Origin of the sequence: Telluria aromaticivorans, assembly GCF_013003915.1 — a bacterium.
GTDB classification, from domain to species: Bacteria; Pseudomonadota; Gammaproteobacteria; order Burkholderiales; family Burkholderiaceae_D; genus Telluria; species Telluria aromaticivorans.
In genome coordinates, this window is record NZ_JABAIV010000003.1 from 182,742 (window position 1) to 202,561 (window position 19,820).

Genomic DNA, 19,820 nt, shown 5'->3' on the forward strand with positions numbered 1-19,820 from the left:
CCGAGCGTAACATGCGGGTGCGCTTGCGTCACAAGCCTCAGCACACTCTGATCAGCCGTTGGCTGTGGCAGGCTTCGCAGGTGGAGTTTGGTCCTCCCCTATGGGCCAACGAACGGACTCCAGCGCCGCGCGACGATGTGGTAGCGCACCTCCAGCTCGTCCTGTACCGATAGCAGTCCGCCTCCTATTGAAAACGGCGTGATGCCAAAATCGGTCTGCTTCACGCGTGCCGTTCCGCTCGCGATCACCTGTGCCGCGTCGGCCCGGACTGTGGCCGGTAGCGCCAGCCAGCGCGTGACGCCGTGCAGCGTAACGGCGACGCGCAGCCTGCTGTCGGCCTGCCGTTCCGCACGTAGCGCCACCATGGGAAAGCGCTGCGCCTCGAGCACCGGACCGAGCATGTTCGCGCGCGTGCCTTCGACCGCTTGCGACGACGGCTGTTTGAGGATGCCCGCTTCGCGCAGCAGCTGCGGCTCGTCGACGGTCATCTGGTCGACACGGAACGAGACGTCTGCCTTGCCCGCGCCAGGCGCGACATAGCCCGACAGCGTGCGGCTGGCCACCACGTGGTCGTGCCCGAGTCGCGCCATCAGGCCCGCGCGGCGCACCGTGATGGCCAGCAGCGAGGCACGCGGGTCGACTTCATAAACGGCGGTACCAGTAGTCGCCCATGCACGATACGAACCTGGCGCCTCTCCTGGCCCCGGCACTGGCGGCGCCAGCTGGGATCCACAGGCGGCCAGTAGCGAAAGCAAGGGAAGGAAGCACTTCATGGCGGCTGGCCGGGACGGCTTGGGCTCAGGAACCGTTCTTCCTGGTGCAGTCATATTCGCCGCTCCACGATCACGCAGCCGCGATCAGATTGCTATCCAGTTCATTTAAACAGTAACCACGGGCCTTCGCTACACCCCGTACGACGTCCAGGATCTGATCAATCTGGACGGGCTTGAGCAGAAACCTGTCAAACCCGGCGGCCCATGCCTGTCTTGCAATGCCCTGATAATAGAGGCCGGTTAGCGCGACAAGGAAGGTATCCTTGGCGCAAGGCATCGAGCGAATCCGGCTGCCGAAATCAAGACCCGTCGCACCGCCCAGAAAAAGCTCAGTGAAAATAAGGTCAGGCGGGTTTGCGTCGATCAACGCAATGGCTTCCCCCCAGTTTTTTGCAGTCCTGACTCGGCAGCCAGTCATCTGAAGTAAAGTCTTTAAAAGGAGCCGCAAGTCATCATCAGGATCGACCAACATCAGTTGCAAACCGATTTTTGTGGGCATGGTGTTTGGAAAGGGCAAAGTATTAATTCTTCGGGGAACGAAGTGACAGTCTTGCGCTGTCGTACTTTCACGTAGCAATACTATTGCATATATTGCAAGCCTGCTCACTACCTATTATGGTAGATTGCGCCGTGTCCACGCTTAACTACCAGTATCACGCAGCACAAGAACTCGCCCATATGTTTGTGCGAATCGAACTACACGAAACCCTTGGAATCTACCGCCTTAGCGACACGCGGAGAGCGCGTGTTGCAGGGCGCCCCACGCCCTGCAACACCTCGCCTCTGCCGAGTTGCAAAAAGAAAAAGCCACCTGCGGTGGCTTCCCGTTTTGCAACTTGGCGGAGACGGTAGAACTACCTCTCCCTTAACTACATCTCCTGCCTACCCTAACGCGTACCCTCAAAGACTTCGTTACCTCATGAGTGCGAGCCGCTCTCACCTGGCCAGGATCTCTACTTCGTCACGATCAATGATCCGACTGGATCGAATCGAGGTGCCGCTAAGGCACGAGTGCGCGCTGTTTTACTCCGACAGGAGAGCAGTGTCGTTGTTCCGCTTTCTAAACTGAGCTGCTTTATAACGATTCCCACAGATGGCCATGCTGCACCAACGGCGCTTATGGGCTTTCGTTCGGTCATAAAACCAGAGGACGCACTCAGGATGCTCGCACTGCCTGACCAGGTCAAAGTTACCTTCGACAAGCAACTCTGCCACCGCCTGAGCGACCGGGCCGAGCAAGGAAGGAATGATCCCACCTCGCGGCATGCGGACCAGCACGCACTTTCCCTCGTTAGAGCGCAGCAGCTTTGGCGAAGTGAGATACGCGTCAAGATAGGCATTTAATCCGCTGACATCAAAGGTTTCACCACGTTTGCATCGAGTGATCACCTCGCGCGCAACTGCCCGAAGTGCGTGTATTTGAGCAACTAAAACCTGCTCGTCGGAACCCTCACACCCTGCAGGCGGCACGATGCCGTAACGCGCTAGCCATCCGAGTACATCCGCCCCGGTATTCCAATGCTCAATAAGCGCGTTACCGCTTCGCACCTGCGTATTAAGCATATCCATTGCCAAGTGATCACCTAGCGTCGGCGCTCCTTCCTGGATGGACCCACCCAGATTCCTGATCTCTACCATGCACTTCTCTCTTTCCCAGCAATGCGGCAGCCTACAAACTAACCGTTCATATCTTATGATACCAGTTATTTTTCGGATGTTCACATACCCCTCGGAGCGTCAGCCATGGGCATTCTGCCACCTCCAGCCTGTAGAAAGCTGGCTGTGGATAAAACACTCTAGTAACCGCTAAAAAAGTGCTTGACGGGTTATCCTGTCGTGCGTAACCTGATCGTGCAATTTTGCAGGTTACTATGGAGATCATCAGATGAACACTTCGACTACCATTGCCACTGCTGCTGCGGCAGCGCTTATCGCAGGAATCGTCGGCGACGCAGATGCAGCCAACTCGACAGAGGTACGCTACCGCTTTGAGAAAGTTGGCGACGTCAACGTCTTCTACCGCGAGGCGGGCAATCCTACCGCGCCTACCGTGCTTCTCTTGCACGGTTTTGCAGCCTCGTCGTACATGTATCGAGACCTGATCGCGGCATTAAGCGATCGATACCATGTTGTGGCGCCCGACCTTCCGTCCTTCGGTTACACGGAAGCGCCCGATCGCAGCAAATATTCCTACACATTCGACAATATCGCGAACACGATGAATAAGTTCACGGAGCAGCTCAAGCTGAATCGCTACGCGATCGTGGTCCATGACTATGGCGCTCCTGTCGGATGGCGCTTGGCAACAGCGCATCCCTCCCGAATCAGTGCGATTGTTTCCCAGAATGGGAATGCTTATGAAGAGGGCTTGGCTAAAGGCTGGGACGACATCAAGCGATACTGGCAAGCCCCAACAGCGGAAAACCGTGCGGCTCTGCGTGATTTCCCCACCGCTGCTTCTGTTAAATGGCAATATCTCGAAGGGGTCAGCGACACGAGCAAGGTCTCGCCCGATGGGTACACGCTCGAGGGACTGCACGTATCGCGCCCTGGCAATGCCGATATCCAGCTCGACCTCATCCTTGATTACGCGTCAAACGTGCGCATGTACCCGCAATTCCAAGCGTACTTCCGCAAGCATCAGCCTCCACTGCTTGCGGTTTGGGGAAAGAATGATCCGTACTTCCTTCCTGCCGGCGCTCAGGCTTGGAAACGGGACATTCCCAAGGCCGAGGTGCACTTCTACGATACGGGACATTTCGCGCTGGAGACTCATGCCGCAGAAATCATCCCGGTCGTCCATGCCTTCCTACAGAAAAACGTCAGCAACTGACATCGCTGGCGTGGTTTGCGACGCGATCGTCCATACCAGAAGTAGTCCGACACATTTTTGTCAGACCATAAAGGGAATACTGGAGCGCGCAGTGCGACGTCAGGTAATGACTTACGTTGCAGGCAAGTCTAGCTTGCCTGCTGTTGCGCCCCAAACCGCAGTCCGGCAATTAGTAAACTGATCATCCATTCAGTATGCATTACCGCATCGTCATCAGACAAAAATGAAAGGTTGCCAATGGCACGCAGCAAATCATAAGGGGCAATGTCCCCGCGAGTTACTCCTGCATTGGCAGCGGAAGTCAGGAGCATGGCCAGCGCCGGCTCAAAGCGGCTACGGAAATAGTCGGGCAAGCTATCGTACTTCGCATCGCCCGAACGAAGCGCTGCAGCAAACCCTGTTTGGTGGCGAGGAAGCGCGTGTAACACATCAGCCAGGCAAGCGCTTCGAGCAGTTCAATCGTTACGTAAAAAACCGCCAGCCAGGCTGGCGAAAACATGCCGGGAAGGATGGACAGAGTTCAGCAAGTTAATTGAGGGCATTTGCGGCTTCATGAAGTGCTTGAAACCAGACGGCTCAATCCTCGCGGATCGGGATGCACGTAAGCTTTTCCGTCCAGTGCCCTGTTCGCGTCCATATGCAAGGGTGGTCGCGCTTATAGTGCAGGTACTTGTTTCCAGGCAGACTGCCGTTCGTCTGGCGCTACGCCGAGCTGCGAGAATTGCCGTCGCCGTCGTCTTCGTGCCAACTTCCTCTTCGAGGCAGTCGCTTAAAGCAGCTTTCAATGGACGGTCATGCAAACGTATAGACCGCTTGAGACAAATGCGCCTGAGCTGGGGCCGGCGTGGCCCCGCCTCAGGCACATGCCTACTTCGCTCCGTAGTATCCGCCGAAGTATTTGACCGGGGACCACGATGGAAGCACATATCGAAATTATATGCCGCAAGACTCGCCTCGTCTCACATTAACACGCAAGCAGTGCTCGCAGCCCGGATCACTTCCGCGCGCTTTGCGACGTTCCGAATGCACTGGTGTTCGAAGTAGGCATGTGCAAGTAAAGCGCCTACGTTCCGCAGGCCGCCCGCGCGCAAGTATGCGCGCGGCTTCGAATTCCACACGCAGGGCGAATTGTCGCCCTGCTCGTCTGCACTGCCGTAGAATGACAAAAGCCACCTTGCGGTGGCTTTTGTCATGATACTTGGCGGAGACGGTGGGATTCGAACCCACGATACAGGTATAAGCCGTATGCATCCTTAGCAGGGATGTGCCTTCGGCCACTCGGCCACGTCTCCAGTCAGGACCGACTTCGCAGTCAGCGCTGAGTGCAGGCATCTTAAGGTCTGGACCTCATTTGGTCAAGATTGCACGGCAAAATTTCTAAAAATAATTATGCCTGTTCGAGGTTGAATGCCTTGTGCAGCGCGCGCACGGCGAGCTCCATGTATTTCTCGTCGATCAGCACCGAAATCTTGATTTCCGAGGTCGAGATCATCAGGATGTTGATGCCCTCTTCCGACAGCGTGCGGAACATCTGCGAGGCGACGCCGACGTGGCTGCGCATGCCCACGCCCACCGCCGACACCTTCGACACCTTGGCGTCGCCCAGCACCTTGGCCGCACCCAGCGATTCGCGCTGGCCTTCCAGCACGCTCATCGCCTTCACGTAGTCGTTGCGCGACACGGTGAAGGTGAAGTCGGTCTTGCCGTCCACCGACTGGTTCTGGATGATCATGTCAACTTCAACGTTGGCCTCGGCGATAGGGCCGAGGATATGGAAGGCGACGCCCGGCTTGTCCGGCACGCCCAGGACGGTGATCTTGGCTTCATCGCGGTTAAAGGCGATACCGGAGATGACGGCTTGTTCCATATTGCTTTCTTCCTCAAACGAAATCAGGGTGCCGGACTTCGCTTCTTCGTCCAGCGGCATCAGGGGATCGGTCAGCGACGATAGCACGCGCGTCGGGACCTGGTAGTTACCGGCAAACTCGACCGAGCGGGTCTGCAGCACTTTCGAGCCCAGCGAGGCAAGCTCGAGCATCTCTTCGAAGGTGATCTTCGACAGGCGGCGCGCTTCGTCCACCACGCGCGGGTCGGTCGTATAGACGCCGTCGACATCAGTGTAGATCAGGCATTCGTCGGCTTTCAGCGCTGCCGCAATCGCGACTGCAGAAGTGTCCGAGCCGCCGCGGCCCAGGGTGGAGATATTGCCGTCTTCGTCCATGCCTTGGAAACCCGTGATGATCACGATCTTGCCTGCGCTCAGGTCGCCGCGCACGCGGGTGTCGTCGATCGACTGGATGCGCGCCTTGGTGAACGAGGAGTCGGTGCGGATGCCCGCCTGCCAGCCGGTGTAGGAGACTGCGTCCTTGCCGATCGCCAGCAGCGCCATCGCCAGCAGGCCGACCGAGACCTGCTCGCCGGTCGAGGCGATCATGTCGAGTTCGCGCGGGTCCGGCTGCGCCATGATTTCCTTGGCCAGCCCAATCAGGCGGTTGGTTTCGCCGGACATCGCCGACGGTACGACCACGACCTGGTGGCCCGCGTCGTGCCACTTGGCCACGCGGGTGGCGACATTCTTGATACGGTCCGTCGAGCCCATCGACGTCCCGCCATATTTGTGGACAATTAAAGCCATATCAGGAGGGTTCCAGCTTGTTGAAGGATCAAAAGGGGACCCTCACTCTAGCATGCTGCAGCGCAGTATCACAAGGCAGGGAATAGAAAAAGCTATACGAAAAGAAAATAAAGTAATACGTTTTTCGTAGAGAAACTATTCAGCTCCAGCGACCCAGCGCAGCACGATATGGCCGCCCCGCCCTGCGGTGATGTGATGGCAATCCATGCCGATGCCCGTAGCGAACAGCAGCTCGCGGCCGGCGCTGACGACCGGTGCACGCTCGCGCTCCCAGGCCGGCACGCCGAGCGACTGGTAATGAGCCTTCAGGCCGCGCGTTGGACGGTTGGCGGCCAGCTTGAGGCGCTCGCCACCCTTGCGGAAATCGATGGTGAGGGTTTGCGCGCGTAGCCAGGCCGGATCGATGCCTTCCGCTGCCTGCTCGAAATGCAGCACGCCGCCATAGGCCGGAAAGGCCAGCGATGGCTCGCCGCGCCAAACAAAGGTCTCGCCGAATTTTTCGATGACGCCTTCGTCGTCCGGGTCGCGCATGCCGGCCAAATCGGGCAGCCGCGGCGTGATGTGCAGCTTGCCGCGGTGGCGGCGGATATGGCAGGCCGGGTGCGTGACCTTGAGCTGGGCATCTTCGCGTGCAGAAAAGAGTTGGGACACCATCTCGGCCAGCCAGGCCGTCGACGGCATGGCAAGGCCGCGCAGGGCAAACAGGTGGCGCAGGAGGTTATCGACCCGGTCGCGGCTGAGCAATTGCAGACGCGCGAGATCCACGGTGTCGCCATCGAGGCAGGCAGCGAGGTCTTGCGCGGCCAGCTCGTCCAGCATGCGCTGGGCCGATTGCACGTGCGCGGCGCCGCGGGCGAGGCGCTGCTGGAAGCCTGGGAAAGCGGCGCCCAGCGCCGGCATCACGCTATGGCGCAGGGCATTGCGCGCATAGCGCGGGTCGCTGTTGGATTCGTCTTCCACCCATGCCAGGTTCTCAAGCTGCGCATACGCTTCCAGCTCCGCGCGCGACAGCGGCAGCAAGGGCCGCGCCATGACGAGATCGGGATCGTCCAGCAGCTCGGGCGCATGGTTGGAAGTGTCCATGCCAGACAGGCCGGCCGGGCCCGAGCCGCGCAGCAATTGCAGCAGCACGGTTTCGGCCTGGTCGTCGAGGTGGTGGGCAGTGAGCAGGAGCGGCACGCCGTGCGTGACGCACATCTCGCCCAGCGCCCGGTAGCGCAGCTTGCGTGCAGCTGCTTCGGTACCGTCCTTGCCCTTGACGACGTCCACGCGGCGGTGGTCGAAGGCGATGCCCAGTGTTGCGCAGGCTTGCTCGCAATGCGCCAACCAGGCATCGGCATTCGGGCTCAGCCCGTGGTGGACGTGGAAGACGTGCAGTGCAATGCCCTGGCCGGCTGCCCAGTCGTGGGCGAGCCGCAGCAGCGCCATCGAATCGAGGCCGCCGCTGCAGGCGATTGCAATGGGTGTGGGGGAAGATGCGGTGCGCAGGCCGGCCATGGCCTGCGCAAAGGCTGCCGGAACCTGTCCGGCTTTGGTGCGGCTCAAGGTTTGAAGCTCAGTCTTCGCGCGGCAGCGTTTCCTTGAACTTGCCGTAGCTCATCAGCTTCTGGTGACGGGCTTCGAGCAGGTCCTTGGTCTTGACGCCTGTGAACTGGCGCAGGGTATCGGCCAGTGCGCGCTTGAGCATCTGCGCCATGCCTTTCGGATCGCGGTGCGCGCCGCCCAGCGGCTCGCTGACGATCTTGTCGATCAGGCCGTTGGCTTTCAGGCGATGCGCGGTTAGGCCCAGTGCGTCGGCAGCGTCGGAGGCGCGCTCCGAGGTCTTCCACAGGATCGAGGCGCAGCCTTCCGGCGAGATCACCGAATAGGTGGCGTATTGCAGCATCAGCACCGCGTCGCCCACGGCAATCGCCAGCGCGCCGCCGGAACCGCCTTCGCCGATGATGGTGGCGATCAGCGGCACTTTCAGTTCGGCCATGACATACAGGTTGTGGCCGATCGCTTCCGATTGGCCACGCTCTTCGGCGTCGATGCCGGGGAAGGCGCCCGGGGTGTCGACGAAGGTGAAGATCGGCAGGCCGAATTTCTCGGCGACCTTCATCAGGCGCATGGCCTTGCGGTAGCCTTCCGGACGCGGCATGCCGAAGTTGCGCATCGCGCGCTCCTTGGTGTCGCGGCCCTTCTGGTGGCCGATGACCATGCAGGCCTGGCCGTTGAAACGGGCCAGGCCGCCGATGATCGACTGGTCGTCGGCGAAGCTGCGGTCGCCGTGCAGTTCGTGGAAGTCGGTGAAGATCTCGTTCACGTAGTCCATGGTGTATGGACGTTGCGGGTGACGCGCGATCTGCGACACCTGCCACGGCGTCAGCTTGGCGTAGATGTCCTTGGTGAGCTGCTGGCTCTTCTTGGCCAGGCGGTCGATCTCTTCGGAGATGTCGACGGCGGAATCGTCCTGCACGAAGCGCAGCTCTTCAATCTTGGAATCGAGCTCGGCGATTGGCTGCTCAAAATTGAGGAAAGTTGTTTTAGTCATTGTACCTCCGGATTATTTCGTGGCCACAGCGTCCGTCTGCGCGGCACGCTCCTGGCCTGCTTTAGCCTGATTTTGGGCGCTATTCTACCGTACCCGTGCCCGGCGAGGAACGCCTAAACCGGGTCTAGGCTGCGCCACAGGTACCAGGTGGCGACCGTGCGCCATGGTTCCCAGTTGGCGGCGACCTCGCGTGCATCGCTGCGCGAAACAGGTTCGCCAGAGAAATAATTCTGGCTGATGCCCTGGATCAGGCCGGCGTCGTCGAGCGGCAGGACGTTTGGCCGGAGCAGATTAAATATCAAAAACATCTCCGCTGTCCAGCGGCTGATGCCGCGGATCTGGACCAGTTCGGCGATCACGGCCTCGTCGTCCATCTGCGACCACAGGTCGGCATGGACGCGCTTGGCCTTGAAATGGTCGGCCAGGTCGAGGATGTATTCGGTCTTGCGCTTGGACAGCCCGCAACCGGCCAGCTCCGGCGCGCCGGCCTTCAGCACCTGGGCCGGGGACAGCTTCGGGCAGATCGCCAGCAGCTTGCCCCAGGCCAGGTCGGCCGCCTTGGGCGTGACCTGCTGGCCGACGATCGAGCGCGCCAGTGTCGTGAACGGGTCGGGATGGCCGCGCAGGTGCAGGTCACCGAACTGCGGGATCAGCTTGTTCATGATGCGGTCGCGCGCCATCAGGGCGGCCTTGGCTTCCGCCCAATAGGCGGGCACCGACAGCTCCCCCGACAGTTCGCCGGGCGACTCAGGAGCCGCCACCGGCTTGTCCTTGTCTGCCATTATGCGCGGCGCCAGGTCGTCGTTCCGTCCGGCTTGTCTTCCAGGATGATCCCGGCGGCAGTCAGTTCGGCGCGGATGGCATCCGCTTCGGCAAAATTGCGGGCTTTCTTGGCGGCGGCGCGGCGGGAAATGGCGTCGTCGACACCGGCATCGTCACCACCCTTGCTGCCGCCCTGCAGGTAAGCCTGCGGCGAACGCTCGAGCAGGCCCAGCACACCGGCCAGGGCTTTCAATTGACGCGCGGCCTCGATCGACTTGGTGCGGTTGACTTCGCTCGCCAGGTCGAACAGCTCTGCCACTGCGAGCGCGGTATTGAAATCGTCGTCCATCGCTTCGCGGAAACGCAGGGCATGGGCTTCGTCCCAGTCCACTGCCGGGGTTTCGTCACCCAGGTCGACCATCGACAGCGCCGTGTACAGGCGCGTCAGCGCGCCCTTGGCATCGTCGATGTGCGCGTCGGAATAGTTCAGCGGGCTGCGGTAATGTGCGCGCACGATGAAGAAGCGGATCACTTCGGCATCGTACTGCTTGAGCACGTCGCGGATGGTGAAGAAATTGCCCAGCGATTTGGACATCTTCTCGTTGTCCACGCGCACGAAGCCGTTGTGGATCCAGTAATTAACCATGTTGCCGCCGAAGGCGCCTTCGGACTGGGCGATCTCGTTCTCGTGGTGCGGGAACTGCAGGTCGGCGCCGCCGCCATGGATGTCGAAATGCTCGCCGAGCGTGGCGCAGGACATGGCCGAGCATTCGATATGCCAGCCCGGACGGCCCTTGCCCCATTTCGAATCCCATTTGGCTTCGGCGGGTTCGGATTCCTTGGCGGCTTTCCACAGCACGAAGTCGAGCGGGTCGCGCTTGCCGCTGTTGACGTCGACGCGCTCGCCGGCGCGCAGGTCGTCGAGCGATTTGCCGGACAGCTTGCCGTAACCTTCGAAGCCGCGCACGGCGTAGTTCACGTCGCCATCAATACTGCGGTAGGCCAGGCCCTTGGCTTCCAGCTGCTCGATGATCGACAGCATCTGCGGCACGTATTCGGTGGCGCGCGGGACGACGGTCGGTGGCAGCATGTTGAGCGCGGCGATGTCTTCGTCCATATAGGTGACATTGCGCGCGACCAGCTGGCTGATGGTCTCGCCGTTTTCCACGGCGCGCCGGATGATCTTGTCATCGATGTCAGTGATGTTGCGGACGTACTCCACTTCATAGCCCGACGCCATGAGCCAGCGATAAATCACATCGAAGGCCATCATCATCCGCGCATGCCCGATATGGCAGTAGTCGTAGACGGTCATGCCGCAGACATACATGCCGACCTTGCCGGCTTCCATCGGGACAAATACCTGCTTGTCACGCGCGAGCGTGTTGTAGATCTTGAGTTGGCTCATGGGTGTGTTCTAACGGGACGAGAAATCGGGCAATGCGGTAGCGGGACGCACGCTGGGTAAAGCGTGCGCCGGCACGGCGGGATTGCGTCGAGATCGTCTGAACCCTTGGTGTTGTTCTTCTTTGATAGAATGGGACGTTCCACGCAAAGTATAGCATTGTTAAAATCCCGGCTGGCCGCATATGGTTCAGCTTTATTTTTCGGGAAAAGACTTGACATCGCCTTGCGCGATGTCCACCAGAGGAGACCCCAGACAATGACCGCATCGTACCGCACCTTCCTGCTGCGCCGCATGGCACTGGGCGCGGGCGGCCTGCTCCTCTCTGGCGCCGCACTGGCCGATGCGCCCGTCGAAGCCGCAGCCGTGCCCGCCGCTGCTCCAGTCAATGGGCCGCAGGTGTCGATCAAGACCTCGAAGGGCGAGATCGTGCTGCAGCTCGACCAGGACAAGGCGCCGAAGACCGTGGCCAACTTCATGCAGTACGTGAAGCAGGACTTTTATAAAGGCACGATCTTCCATCGTGTGATCGAGGGCTTCATGATCCAGGCCGGTGGCATGAACGAGAAGTTCGAGGGCCGCAAGACCAACAAGCCAATCAAGAACGAATCGAACAACGGCCTGTCGAACCAGCCGTACACCGTATCCATGGCGCGCGAAGACCACCCGGATTCGGCCACCTCGCAATTCTTCATCAACGTGGCGGACAATTCCGGCATCGATTTCCCGAACTACAAAGGCTCTGGCTACACCGTGTTCGGCAAGGTCGTACGGGGCCAGGAAGTCGTGGACAAGATCAAGGGCGTGCTGGTGGACGACATCAAGGGCATGCAGAACGTGCCGGTCACCCCGGTCTTCATTAAGTCGGTGACCGTGCTCAAGGGCGACAAGCTTGTAAAATAGCGCGCCGTGAAGATGAATGCCGTTTTCGCACTCTTAACAAAAACTAACTCAAAGGATTTTCGATGACCAGCGTACGCATGACTACCAACATGGGCAACATCACCCTCGAACTGGACGCCGAAAAAGCGCCGAAGACGGTTGCCAACTTTATTGACTACGTCAACAAGGGCCACTTCACCAACACCATCTTCCACCGCGTGATCAAGGACTTCATGGTCCAGGGCGGCGGTTTCGAGCCGGGCATGGCGCAGAAGGCCACCGACGTCACCGTCGAAAACGAAGGCAAGAACGGCCTGAAGAACGACAAGTACACCGTCGCCATGGCCCGCACCTCGGCGCCGCACTCGGCATCGGCCCAGTTCTTCATCAACACCAAGGACAACGCCTTCCTGAACTACCCAGGCCAGGACGGCTGGGGCTATGCCGTGTTCGGCAAGGTCACCGAAGGCCAGGACATCGTCGACCAGATGAACGCCGTCAAGACCAGCCGCACGGGCATGCATTCGGACGTGCCGGTCGACCCGATCATCATCGAAAAAGCCGAAGTCGTTTGATGGTCGCAGTGCGCCGGGCATTGAAGCACCCATCGGTCCGATGACCACGCCCGCGCGCATTGCCGCGCTCTTCGTTTCCGACCTGCACCTGCAGGCGGCGCATCCGCGCACGGCCGAAGCCTTTTTCCGCTTCCTGGCCGACCGCGCGGTGCATGCCGAACAGTTGTACCTGCTCGGCGATATCTTCGAATACTGGGCCGGCGACGACGATCTCGCCGAGCCTTTCCACCAGACTGTAATCGACGCGCTGCGCGCTGTCAGCGATGCGGGCGTGCGCGTCTATTGGCTGGCGGGGAATCGCGATTTTCTGGTTGGCCAGGGTTTTGCCGACGCCGCGGGCCTGGGCCTGCTGGCCGAACCGCATGTCATCGAGCTTGGGGGCAAGCGCATCGCGCTCGTGCACGGCGACGCCCAGTGCACCGCCGACCTCAAATACATGGCATTCCGCGCCCAGGTGCGCGACCGCGAATGGCAGCGGCATTTCCTCGGCATGCCCCTTAGCCAGCGCAAGGCGATCATCGCCGGCCTGCGCGAAGGCAGCCGCGAGGCGCAGGCGGGGCAGTCTTACGAAATCATGGATGTGACCCCAAGCGCGGTGGATGCGCTGTTTGATGCGACCGGCGCGGACGTCATTGTTCATGGGCATACGCATAGGCCGGGGATGCACGAGGTCGACGGCAAGGTGCGCTATGTGCTGCCGGACTGGGAGCTGGATGGGGAGCCATTGCGGGGTGGGTGGCTCGAGCTGGATGACCGGGGGCGTTTTACGCCGCGCGTAGTCGACTGATTCGTAGGGTGGGCGGCTTCGCCGCCCGCGCGTTCAAATTACGGCATCGCCATACGCGGGCGCATTGGTGCGCATACACTGGTTGAACGCGTGGGCAGAATCTGCCCACCCTACGGGGCGTGTCAATTCATGGGCCGCGACCGAGATCAGCGCACTTCGTCCAGCAATTGCGGATGCCGGCCCAGCAGCTGCAACAGCTTCACCAGCGCTACCGGCGCCTCCGCCTTCCCCGCTTCATAGCGCGCGAACTCCCCCTCCCCCTCGCCGAACATCGCATCTGCCTTGCGCTGGGTCAGCCCCAGCGCCTTGCGCATGTTGCGGATCTCGGCTGGCCCGGCTTCGTCGACCTGGCGGCGGAACTCCTTGATCAGCTCGCCATAATGCTCATGCTCGCCCATGGTGAAGATCACCTCGTCGCAGCCGGCGCAGCAGTCCGCCATGACCTCGGGGATCGTGGTGTTTTTCCCCCTGTAGCTATAGACCATCTCGCGGGTCGCATGGACCAGTGGCGACACGCCACAGTTCGGGCAATTCAACATCGTGCTTCTCCTTGTTCCTTTGCCACGCATCCTACCAAAGACCGCGGAAAAACCGCGCCCGCCGGGTATCCGGAAAAATCTCGCGTCTGTATGTTGACACTCACCCAACCGCTGTTATACTTCACTACAACACCACCTCAATCAGCATCAACCGGAGGCAGCGATGCACCACAACGCGTTACGACAAAGGAGGGCTGGACATGACAGTCGGCTGGAATGACAACACCCCCATCTACCGCCAGCTCAAGGAGCGGGTGGTGGGCATGATGCTCGATGGTTTGCTCAAGGCAGGCGACGCCCTGCCCTCGGTGCGCCAGATCGCGGCTGAATATCAACTCAACCCGATCACCGTATCAAAGGCTTACCAGGAACTGGTCGACGAGAACTTAGTGGAAAAGCGAAGGGGAATTGGCATGTACGTCACCGAAGGAGCAAGCGAGAAACTCTTGACCACCGAACGCGAGCGCTTCGTCCGCGAGGAGTGGCCTGCCATGGTCGAACGCATCCGCCGCCTTGGCCTCGACCTCGAACAGCTGCTGCGCGCTGCCAGCCCGGCGAATGGAAACGGACTGGCGCCGGGAAGCACAGCATGAGTGCCGTTATCGAAGCACGCGGCCTGACCAAGCGCTACGGCAAGCGTACCGCCGTCGACGGCATCGATTTCGACATTCCCGCCGGCCGCATCGTCGGCCTGATCGGTCCCAACGGCTCGGGCAAGACCACCACGCTGAAAGCCGCCCTCGGCCTGATTCCCTTCGACGGCCAGCTCTCGGTGCTGGGCTTCGACCCGCGCACCCAGCGTGACGACCTGATGAAGGAAGTCTGCTTCATCGCCGACGTCGCGATCCTGCCGCGCTGGCTGCGGGTAGCAGACGCGATCGACTTCGTGGCCGGCGTGCACCCGCGCTTCGACCGCAGCAAGGCCGAGCGCTACATCGCCAATACCAAGCTCGTCCCTGGCATGAAGGTCAAGGAGATGTCGAAGGGGATGATCGTCCAGCTGCACCTGGCGCTGGTGATGGCGATCGACGCCAGGCTGCTGGTGCTCGATGAGCCGACCCTCGGCCTGGACATCATCTACCGCAAGCAGTTCTACCAGAACCTGCTGGAAGACTACTTCGACGAAGAGAAGACCATCGTCATCACCACCCACCAGGTCGAAGAAGTCGAGCACATTCTCACTGACCTGATGTTCATCCGCGACGGCAAGATCGTGCTGGCCGCGTCGATGGAAGAAGTCGGCGAGCGCTATACCGAAGTGATGGTCTCGGCCGACAAGCTCACCGCGGCCAATGCGCTGCAGCCGATCGACCAGCGCACGGTGTTCGGCAAGTCGGTGATGTTGTTCGACTCGGCCCGGTCGGGCGGCGTCGCACGCAGCCAGCTTGCCCTGCTGGGCGAAACCCGTAACCCCAGCGTTGCCGACCTGTTCGTCGCGACCATGAAAGGAACCTACGCATGAAAACGATGAAATGGTTGCTCCAGCGCGAGTTCTGGGAGCACAAGGGCGCGTTCTTCTGGGCGCCGATCGCGGTGGCCGTCGCGATGGTGGTCTTCATCGGCGGCGGCTTCATGTACAGCATGGCCTTCGGTGGGAACGAAATGATCCGGATCGACGGCCAGAGCGTGGTCTCGATCCAGGGCTTCCCGCAGGCGCTGCGCTACAAGATCGCGCACATCGCGGCTTCGAGCTACATGGGCATCGCGGCCCCGCTGTTCGTCGTGCTGCCGGTGGTGGTGTTCTTCTACTGCCTGTCTGCGCTGTATGACGACCGCCGCGACCGCAGCATCCTGTTCTGGAAGTCGCTGCCACTGTCGGACCGCGATACCGTGCTCTCGAAAGTGGTCACCGCCCTGGTAGTGGCGCCGCTGGTCACGATTGCCGTCGCCATCGCCGCTTCCCTGGTGCTGCTGGTGCTCGGCATGATCAGCGCGGCCGGCAAGGGCCTGAACCTGTTCGCACCGGTGCTGTCGGAGCCGAACCTCTACCTGAGCCCTCTCTACCTGCTGGCTTTCCTGCCGCTGTACATCCTGTGGGCGCTGCCGACCGTGGGCTGGCTGCTGATGGTGTCGAGCTGGGCGCGTTCCAAGGTCTTCCTGTGGGCGGTCGGCATTCCATTGATCACTGTGGTGCTGCTCAAGTGGTTCAACTTCCTGCTCAGCCAGGTGTCGAGCACGCTGGTCGACGTCGACTGGTTCATCGAGCAGGTGGTGGTGCGCGGCCTGGGCGGCCTGCTGCCGGGGATCTGGCTGGGCGCCGCCGACATGTCGGTCTTCGACAACGCCGAAACCGGCATCGATCCGGCCCTGCTGCTGACGCAGTCCTACCTGACCCTGGCGACGCCGGGCGTGTGGCTGGGCGTGGTAGCCGGCGTGGCGATGCTGTACGCGGCGATCCGCCTGCGCCGCTTCCGCGACGAGGGTTGATGATGCGGGCACTGAAAGCCATCGTTGCCGGCAGCCTGCTTCTCTGCGGCGCCGCCGGCGCCGCACCCGGTGCGCAGGTGAAGGAACTCGACCCGGTGCATGTAAATGCAATGCGCAACCCGGAAGTAAAGAAATACAAGGCGATCCTGGCCGGACTGGATACCTTCGACAAGTTCCACAAGCTGTCGCCTGCAGTCGAGAAGCTGGAATTTCGTTTGAGCCCGCGTGGCAAGGATGCGATGCCGGAGCCGCTTGCAGTGCGCCTGGCAGGGGACGACGGCTTCAGGCTGCCGCTGGCCCTCGACGCCAACATGCGTTTCGTGGTGCCGCGCAGCGAGGCGGCGCTGGATGCCAAAAGCGAGCTGGAACTGAACCGGAAACGCCGTGCCTACCGCATCGAACCCGACATCCGCACGCCGGGCCTGGGCGCCAACCAGCGCCGGCTGGGCGACCTGCGGCTGGAATGCAAGGTCATGATCGCGATCGGCAAGGAAGAGATGCCGCTCTGGGGCGTCATCCTCGTCAACGGCATCCTGTTCACGACCGACTGGTGCAGCTTCTTCGGCGATGAAAAGGATGGCGTCTACGAAGGCGTGAAAAAGGATGCGCATTTCGGCTACCGGGCCGGCCGCCCGCTCACCAGGGCGCTGCTGGTCGAGGCCAACCGCTCGGCACTCCTGAGGATCGACGGGGAAACCTTCGAAGTCCCGATCGGTAACTCGACCTGGAGCGACGACGCGATCGTCGAGCTGAGTTTCGACGAACCGCTTACTGGAACTGCTGCCGGAACGCCTCGAACTGCACCTTGAGGTCCTCGAGTTCGCCGCGCAAGGCGGCGACTTCCTGCTCCAGCTGGCCGACACGGCTGCCGCCACCGCCCGAGGAGCCGGCGACGGGTTCGTAGGCATTCGCTGCGATCTCGCCGCCCAGCAGGTGGCCATAGCGCGGCTCCTTGGTGCCGGGGGCGCGTTCAAGCCGTGCTACCAGCGGCGGGTATTTATCGACCAGGAACTGCAGCGCGGTTTCCACCTCGGGCACGCTCTTGAATTCGTGCAGGCGGCCGCTGCGGGTGCGGATTTCGCCCGCGGTCTGCAGGCCGCGCAGCATCAGGATGCTGAGGACGGCCACCTTGTCCTGTTCCAGCGTCCACTTGATGCGCATGCGGTGTTCGTATTTCACGACGCGCGCGCCGGCCTGGGAAATCGCGCTGGCCAGCTTGCGCTCGATGAGGCGCTGCAGCGTGTCCTGCACGGTCTCGTCGGTCATCTGCATGATCGGATCGCGGCTCGACAACTGGTTGCAGCCGTTGACGATGGCGTTCAGCGACATTGGGTAGTTATCGGGCGTCAGCGCTTCTTTCTCGGCCAGCACCGCGAGCACGCGGATTTCAAGGGGATTGAGCACTGCGGGATCCGGCACCGCGGCGGTATCGCCGTCCTGCGCGCCAGTGGCTTCATTCGTCATGCGTGTCCTTAATCGACCAGTCGGTTCAGTTGTTCCGAGTCGAGTTTATCACCCTCCTCCACCTTCGGACAGCACAGGCCGGCTTCGCGCATGGTGTTGGTGAGGCGCTCGATCTGCTCGTCCTGGCGTGCCACGTGGTCGATCAGCCCGCGCAGGGCTTTCGACAGCGGGTCGTCGCCGTTGGGCGTGACGCCATAGGCGGCGAACAGGTGGGCGCTGCGCGACTGGTCTTCTTTCCGGATGATGTGGGCCGGGTTGCCGACGGCGGTGGCGCCGCCCGGCACCGGCTTGATGACCACGGCGTTGGAGCCGATCTTGGCGTATTCGCCGACGGTGAAGGCGCCCAGCACCTGGGCGCCGGCGCCGACGATGACGCCGCGCTCGAGGGTCGGGTGGCGCTTGGTGCCGGCCACCAGCGTTGTGCCGCCTAAAGTAACGCCCTGGTAGATGGTGCAGTCGTCGCCGACCACCGCGGTCTCGCCGATCACCACGCCGAAACCATGGTCGATGAACACCCGGCGGCCGATCACGGCGCCGGGGTGGATCTCGATGCCGGTGATGACGCGCGCGACATAGGAAATGAAGCGGCCGATCCACTTCAGGTTGAGCTTCCAGCACGCGTGTGCCCAGCTGTGCATGATCACGGCATGCAGGCCGGGGTAGCAGGTCAGGACTTCCCAGCCGTTACGGGCGGCAGGGTCGCGCTGGAGGATGTTGCGGATATCGTCGCGTAAGTTGGAAAACATAATAAGGATGATCGCAAACCAACTTGGATGGTAGCGTATTGTTACGAGGTTTGCTTGGGGCTGCGGGGGATGTTGATGCTGGAGGGTGCGGAACGAAATTGGCGCGAACAGTGCCAGTGGCATTGTTCGCGCCTTCGCCGGGAGTCATAGGCGCCAGTGGCGCGTATGACGGTTCTTCGTGTGCCGGCAAGGTATTGGCGCTAGCGTTGTGCTGGCCTACCTTACACCGCTACTCTGAAGACCGTCGTCCCGGCGAAGGCCGATATGATGCCACTGGCATCATATCGGCCAAGTTTGCGTGCGGAGGAGTTAAGCTTCGCGCGCGATGCGCTGGCGGCGAGCCTCATACAGGCAGACGCCCGAGGCCACCGACACGTTCAGGCTCTCGACCGAACCGAACATCGGGATGCCGACCAGCACGTCGCAGGTTTCGCGCGTCAGGCGGCGCATGCCCTCGCCTTCCGAACCCATGACCAGCGCAGCCGGGCCGGTGAAGTCGGCTTCGTACAGGCCCTTGTCGGCGTCATCGGTGGTGCCGATGAGGAGGATGTCGCGTTCCTTCAGCTCGCGCATGGTGCGCGCCAGGTTGGTGACGGTGATGTAGGGAACCGTCTCGGCTGCCCCGCTGGCGACCTTGGCGGCGGTGGCGTTCAGGCCAACCGCGCGGTCTTTCGGGACGATGACGGCATGCGCGCCGACGCCATCGGCCACGCGCAGGCAGGCGCCGAGGTTGTGCGGGTCGGTGATGCCGTCGAGGATCAGCAGCAGCGGCGGGCCTTCGATGGCATCGAGCAGCTCGTCCAGGTTGCGCGCCAGCGCCAGCTGGCTGGCGAAGGCGATCACGCCCTGGTGGCGGCGGGTACCGGTGATCTTGTCGAGGCGCGCGGCATCGACCGGCATCACGCGCACGCCGACCGATTTGGCGTTGGCGATCAGGTCGTGCATGCGGCGATCCTGGCGCGACGCGTCCACGAAGATTTCTTCCACCGACTGCGCCTCGTGGCGCAGGCGCGAAGTCACTGCGTGGAACCCGAATAACATTTTATTTTTCATTGCTTACTTCTTCCGGCTAGTTTTGGCAGCGGGGGTCTTGGCCTCCGCCTTGGTTTTCGGTGCGCTTGGTTTGGCGGCACTCTTGGTTGGGGTCTTGGCAGGCGCTTTGGCTGCAGTCTTGGCCGGAGCCTTGGCCTCGGTCTTCGCCGGGGCCTTCGCTGCCGTCTTGGCCGGGGCCGCGGCGGTCTTGGCCGGAGCCTTGGCGGCGGTCTTGGCCGGGGCCTTGGCGGCGGTTTTGGCCGGGGCCTTGGCGGCGGTTTTGGCCGGGGCCTTGGCGGCGGTTTTGGCCGGAGCCTTCTCGACCGGGGCCTTGGCCGGCGCCTTGGCTTTGGCCACCTTGGCCTTGACTGGCGCCTCGACCGGAGGCGCGGCCTCGGCCGGAGCCCTGGCCGGAGCCTTCGCCTTG

Annotated in this window: 21 protein-coding genes and 1 tRNA gene; 8 read left to right on the plus strand and 14 right to left on the minus strand. The window is 61.7% G+C overall.

Going from position 1 to position 19,820, the window contains the following annotated elements; all coding sequences use genetic code 11:
* Positions 1 to 98: 98 nt before the first annotated feature.
* The 3 genes from HGB41_RS10045 to HGB41_RS10055 all read right to left on the minus strand — a co-directional run bounded on the left by HGB41_RS10045 (position 99) and on the right by HGB41_RS10055 (position 2,411).
* Positions 99 to 773, minus strand: a complete 675-nt coding sequence (locus HGB41_RS10045) for a YceI family protein (protein ID WP_171083819.1) — start codon at positions 771 to 773, stop codon at positions 99 to 101.
* A 70-nt stretch (positions 774 to 843) separates the two neighbouring features.
* Positions 844 to 1,272: a response regulator gene (locus tag HGB41_RS10050; RefSeq protein ID WP_171083821.1), complete on the minus strand. Its 429-nt coding sequence runs from the start codon at positions 1,270 to 1,272 to the stop codon at positions 844 to 846.
* Between the two features lie 524 nt (positions 1,273 to 1,796).
* On the minus strand, positions 1,797 to 2,411 hold the full coding sequence (locus HGB41_RS10055) for a CGNR zinc finger domain-containing protein (protein ID WP_171083823.1): 615 nt from the start codon (positions 2,409 to 2,411) through the stop codon (positions 1,797 to 1,799).
* 247 nt (positions 2,412 to 2,658) lie between these two features.
* Here HGB41_RS10055 and HGB41_RS10060 point away from each other — a divergent pair, with 247 nt between their 5' ends.
* Positions 2,659 to 3,606 carry an alpha/beta fold hydrolase gene (locus HGB41_RS10060; RefSeq protein ID WP_171083825.1) on the plus strand — a complete coding sequence of 316 codons (948 nt, stop codon included), beginning with the start codon at positions 2,659 to 2,661 and terminating at the stop codon, positions 3,604 to 3,606.
* A 128-nt stretch (positions 3,607 to 3,734) separates the two neighbouring features.
* Here the strand turns inward: HGB41_RS10060 and HGB41_RS10065 are convergent, their stop codons facing one another.
* From HGB41_RS10065 to cysS, 7 genes are all read right to left on the minus strand, one after another.
* Complete coding sequence (locus HGB41_RS10065) at positions 3,735 to 4,034, minus strand: SbtR family transcriptional regulator (protein WP_371868500.1); 300 nt, start codon at positions 4,032 to 4,034, stop codon at positions 3,735 to 3,737.
* A 771-nt stretch (positions 4,035 to 4,805) separates the two neighbouring features.
* A tRNA-Ser gene (locus HGB41_RS10070) sits at positions 4,806 to 4,898 on the minus strand.
* A gap of 95 nt (positions 4,899 to 4,993) precedes the next feature.
* Positions 4,994 to 6,241, minus strand: a complete 1,248-nt coding sequence (locus HGB41_RS10075; protein ID WP_171083828.1) for an aspartate kinase — start codon at positions 6,239 to 6,241, stop codon at positions 4,994 to 4,996.
* A 135-nt stretch (positions 6,242 to 6,376) separates the two neighbouring features.
* Positions 6,377 to 7,738, minus strand: a complete 1,362-nt coding sequence (gene tilS / locus HGB41_RS10080) for a tRNA lysidine(34) synthetase TilS (RefSeq protein WP_171084827.1) — start codon at positions 7,736 to 7,738, stop codon at positions 6,377 to 6,379.
* Between the two features lie 58 nt (positions 7,739 to 7,796).
* A complete protein-coding gene (locus HGB41_RS10085) occupies positions 7,797 to 8,774 on the minus strand; it encodes an acetyl-CoA carboxylase carboxyltransferase subunit alpha (protein WP_171083830.1) in 978 nt (325 codons plus the stop codon).
* Between the two features lie 113 nt (positions 8,775 to 8,887).
* Positions 8,888 to 9,556 carry a DNA-3-methyladenine glycosylase family protein gene (locus HGB41_RS10090; protein ID WP_171083832.1) on the minus strand — a complete coding sequence of 223 codons (669 nt, stop codon included), beginning with the start codon at positions 9,554 to 9,556 and terminating at the stop codon, positions 8,888 to 8,890.
* Positions 9,556 to 10,944: a cysteine--tRNA ligase gene (cysS, locus tag HGB41_RS10095; protein WP_171083833.1), complete on the minus strand. Its 1,389-nt coding sequence runs from the start codon at positions 10,942 to 10,944 to the stop codon at positions 9,556 to 9,558. Before cysS ends, HGB41_RS10090 begins: the two co-directional genes overlap by 1 nt.
* Positions 10,945 to 11,199: 255 nt before the next feature.
* Here cysS and HGB41_RS10100 point away from each other — a divergent pair, with 255 nt between their 5' ends.
* From HGB41_RS10100 to HGB41_RS10110, 3 genes are all read left to right on the plus strand, one after another.
* Positions 11,200 to 11,844 carry a peptidylprolyl isomerase gene (locus HGB41_RS10100; RefSeq protein ID WP_171083835.1) on the plus strand — a complete coding sequence of 215 codons (645 nt, stop codon included), beginning with the start codon at positions 11,200 to 11,202 and terminating at the stop codon, positions 11,842 to 11,844.
* Between the two features lie 62 nt (positions 11,845 to 11,906).
* Positions 11,907 to 12,398, plus strand: a complete 492-nt coding sequence (locus tag HGB41_RS10105) for a peptidylprolyl isomerase (protein WP_171083837.1) — start codon at positions 11,907 to 11,909, stop codon at positions 12,396 to 12,398.
* 40 nt (positions 12,399 to 12,438) lie between these two features.
* Positions 12,439 to 13,185, plus strand: a complete 747-nt coding sequence (locus HGB41_RS10110; RefSeq protein WP_171083839.1) for a UDP-2,3-diacylglucosamine diphosphatase — start codon at positions 12,439 to 12,441, stop codon at positions 13,183 to 13,185.
* Positions 13,186 to 13,331: 146 nt separating this feature from the next.
* Here the strand turns inward: HGB41_RS10110 and HGB41_RS10115 are convergent, their stop codons facing one another.
* Positions 13,332 to 13,724, minus strand: a complete 393-nt coding sequence (locus tag HGB41_RS10115) for a type II TA system antitoxin MqsA family protein (protein WP_171083840.1) — start codon at positions 13,722 to 13,724, stop codon at positions 13,332 to 13,334.
* A gap of 200 nt (positions 13,725 to 13,924) precedes the next feature.
* Between HGB41_RS10115 and HGB41_RS10120 the strand changes: the two genes are divergently transcribed.
* Genes HGB41_RS10120 through HGB41_RS10135 form a run of 4 tightly spaced genes read left to right on the plus strand, consistent with a single transcriptional unit; the run spans position 13,925 to position 16,960 of the window.
* Positions 13,925 to 14,317 (plus strand): GntR family transcriptional regulator, encoded by a 393-nt coding sequence (locus HGB41_RS10120; RefSeq protein ID WP_171083842.1) that lies wholly within the window; start codon positions 13,925 to 13,927, stop codon positions 14,315 to 14,317.
* On the plus strand, positions 14,314 to 15,186 hold the full coding sequence (locus HGB41_RS10125; protein WP_171083844.1) for an ABC transporter ATP-binding protein: 873 nt from the start codon (positions 14,314 to 14,316) through the stop codon (positions 15,184 to 15,186). Before HGB41_RS10120 ends, HGB41_RS10125 begins: the two co-directional genes overlap by 4 nt.
* On the plus strand, positions 15,183 to 16,151 hold the full coding sequence (locus tag HGB41_RS10130; RefSeq protein WP_171083846.1) for a hypothetical protein: 969 nt from the start codon (positions 15,183 to 15,185) through the stop codon (positions 16,149 to 16,151). The genes HGB41_RS10125 and HGB41_RS10130 overlap by 4 nt, the downstream gene beginning before the upstream one ends.
* Positions 16,151 to 16,960: a hypothetical protein gene (locus tag HGB41_RS10135; RefSeq protein WP_229422963.1), complete on the plus strand. Its 810-nt coding sequence runs from the start codon at positions 16,151 to 16,153 to the stop codon at positions 16,958 to 16,960. Before HGB41_RS10130 ends, HGB41_RS10135 begins: the two co-directional genes overlap by 1 nt.
* On the opposite strand, the gene HGB41_RS10140 is transcribed toward HGB41_RS10135, so the two are convergent.
* The 3 genes from HGB41_RS10140 to rlmB all read right to left on the minus strand — a co-directional run bounded on the left by HGB41_RS10140 (position 16,920) and on the right by rlmB (position 19,414).
* Entirely contained in the window at positions 16,920 to 17,615 is a 696-nt protein-coding gene (locus HGB41_RS10140; RefSeq protein ID WP_171083848.1) for a YceH family protein, read from the minus strand. The genes HGB41_RS10135 and HGB41_RS10140 overlap by 41 nt on opposite strands.
* An 8-nt stretch (positions 17,616 to 17,623) precedes the next feature.
* Entirely contained in the window at positions 17,624 to 18,361 is a 738-nt protein-coding gene (gene cysE, locus HGB41_RS10145) for a serine O-acetyltransferase (RefSeq protein WP_171083850.1), read from the minus strand.
* A gap of 309 nt (positions 18,362 to 18,670) precedes the next feature.
* Complete coding sequence (gene rlmB, locus HGB41_RS10150; protein WP_171083852.1) at positions 18,671 to 19,414, minus strand: 23S rRNA (guanosine(2251)-2'-O)-methyltransferase RlmB; 744 nt, start codon at positions 19,412 to 19,414, stop codon at positions 18,671 to 18,673.
* Positions 19,415 to 19,820: the final 406 nt, after the last annotated feature.

Coding starts and splice junctions, on each gene's coding strand:
- HGB41_RS10045 (WP_171083819.1), bottom strand. CDS start 773: ATGAAGTGCTTCCTTCCCTTGCTTTCGCTACTGGCCGCCTGTGGATCC.
- HGB41_RS10050 (WP_171083821.1), bottom strand. CDS start 1,272: ATGCCCACAAAAATCGGTTTGCAACTGATGTTGGTCGATCCTGATGAT.
- HGB41_RS10055 (WP_171083823.1), bottom strand. CDS start 2,411: ATGGTAGAGATCAGGAATCTGGGTGGGTCCATCCAGGAAGGAGCGCCG.
- HGB41_RS10060 (WP_171083825.1), top strand. CDS start 2,659: ATGAACACTTCGACTACCATTGCCACTGCTGCTGCGGCAGCGCTTATC.
- HGB41_RS10075 (WP_171083828.1), bottom strand. CDS start 6,241: ATGGCTTTAATTGTCCACAAATATGGCGGGACGTCGATGGGCTCGACG.
- tilS (WP_171084827.1), bottom strand. CDS start 7,738: ATGGCCGGCCTGCGCACCGCATCTTCCCCCACACCCATTGCAATCGCC.
- HGB41_RS10085 (WP_171083830.1), bottom strand. CDS start 8,774: ATGACTAAAACAACTTTCCTCAATTTTGAGCAGCCAATCGCCGAGCTC.
- HGB41_RS10090 (WP_171083832.1), bottom strand. CDS start 9,556: ATGGCAGACAAGGACAAGCCGGTGGCGGCTCCTGAGTCGCCCGGCGAA.
- cysS (WP_171083833.1), bottom strand. CDS start 10,944: ATGAGCCAACTCAAGATCTACAACACGCTCGCGCGTGACAAGCAGGTA.
- HGB41_RS10100 (WP_171083835.1), top strand. CDS start 11,200: ATGACCGCATCGTACCGCACCTTCCTGCTGCGCCGCATGGCACTGGGC.
- HGB41_RS10105 (WP_171083837.1), top strand. CDS start 11,907: ATGACCAGCGTACGCATGACTACCAACATGGGCAACATCACCCTCGAA.
- HGB41_RS10110 (WP_171083839.1), top strand. CDS start 12,439: ATGACCACGCCCGCGCGCATTGCCGCGCTCTTCGTTTCCGACCTGCAC.
- HGB41_RS10115 (WP_171083840.1), bottom strand. CDS start 13,724: ATGTTGAATTGCCCGAACTGTGGCGTGTCGCCACTGGTCCATGCGACC.
- HGB41_RS10120 (WP_171083842.1), top strand. CDS start 13,925: ATGACAGTCGGCTGGAATGACAACACCCCCATCTACCGCCAGCTCAAG.
- HGB41_RS10125 (WP_171083844.1), top strand. CDS start 14,314: ATGAGTGCCGTTATCGAAGCACGCGGCCTGACCAAGCGCTACGGCAAG.
- HGB41_RS10130 (WP_171083846.1), top strand. CDS start 15,183: ATGAAAACGATGAAATGGTTGCTCCAGCGCGAGTTCTGGGAGCACAAG.
- HGB41_RS10135 (WP_229422963.1), top strand. CDS start 16,151: ATGATGCGGGCACTGAAAGCCATCGTTGCCGGCAGCCTGCTTCTCTGC.
- HGB41_RS10140 (WP_171083848.1), bottom strand. CDS start 17,615: ATGACGAATGAAGCCACTGGCGCGCAGGACGGCGATACCGCCGCGGTG.
- cysE (WP_171083850.1), bottom strand. CDS start 18,361: ATGTTTTCCAACTTACGCGACGATATCCGCAACATCCTCCAGCGCGAC.
- rlmB (WP_171083852.1), bottom strand. CDS start 19,414: ATGAAAAATAAAATGTTATTCGGGTTCCACGCAGTGACTTCGCGCCTG.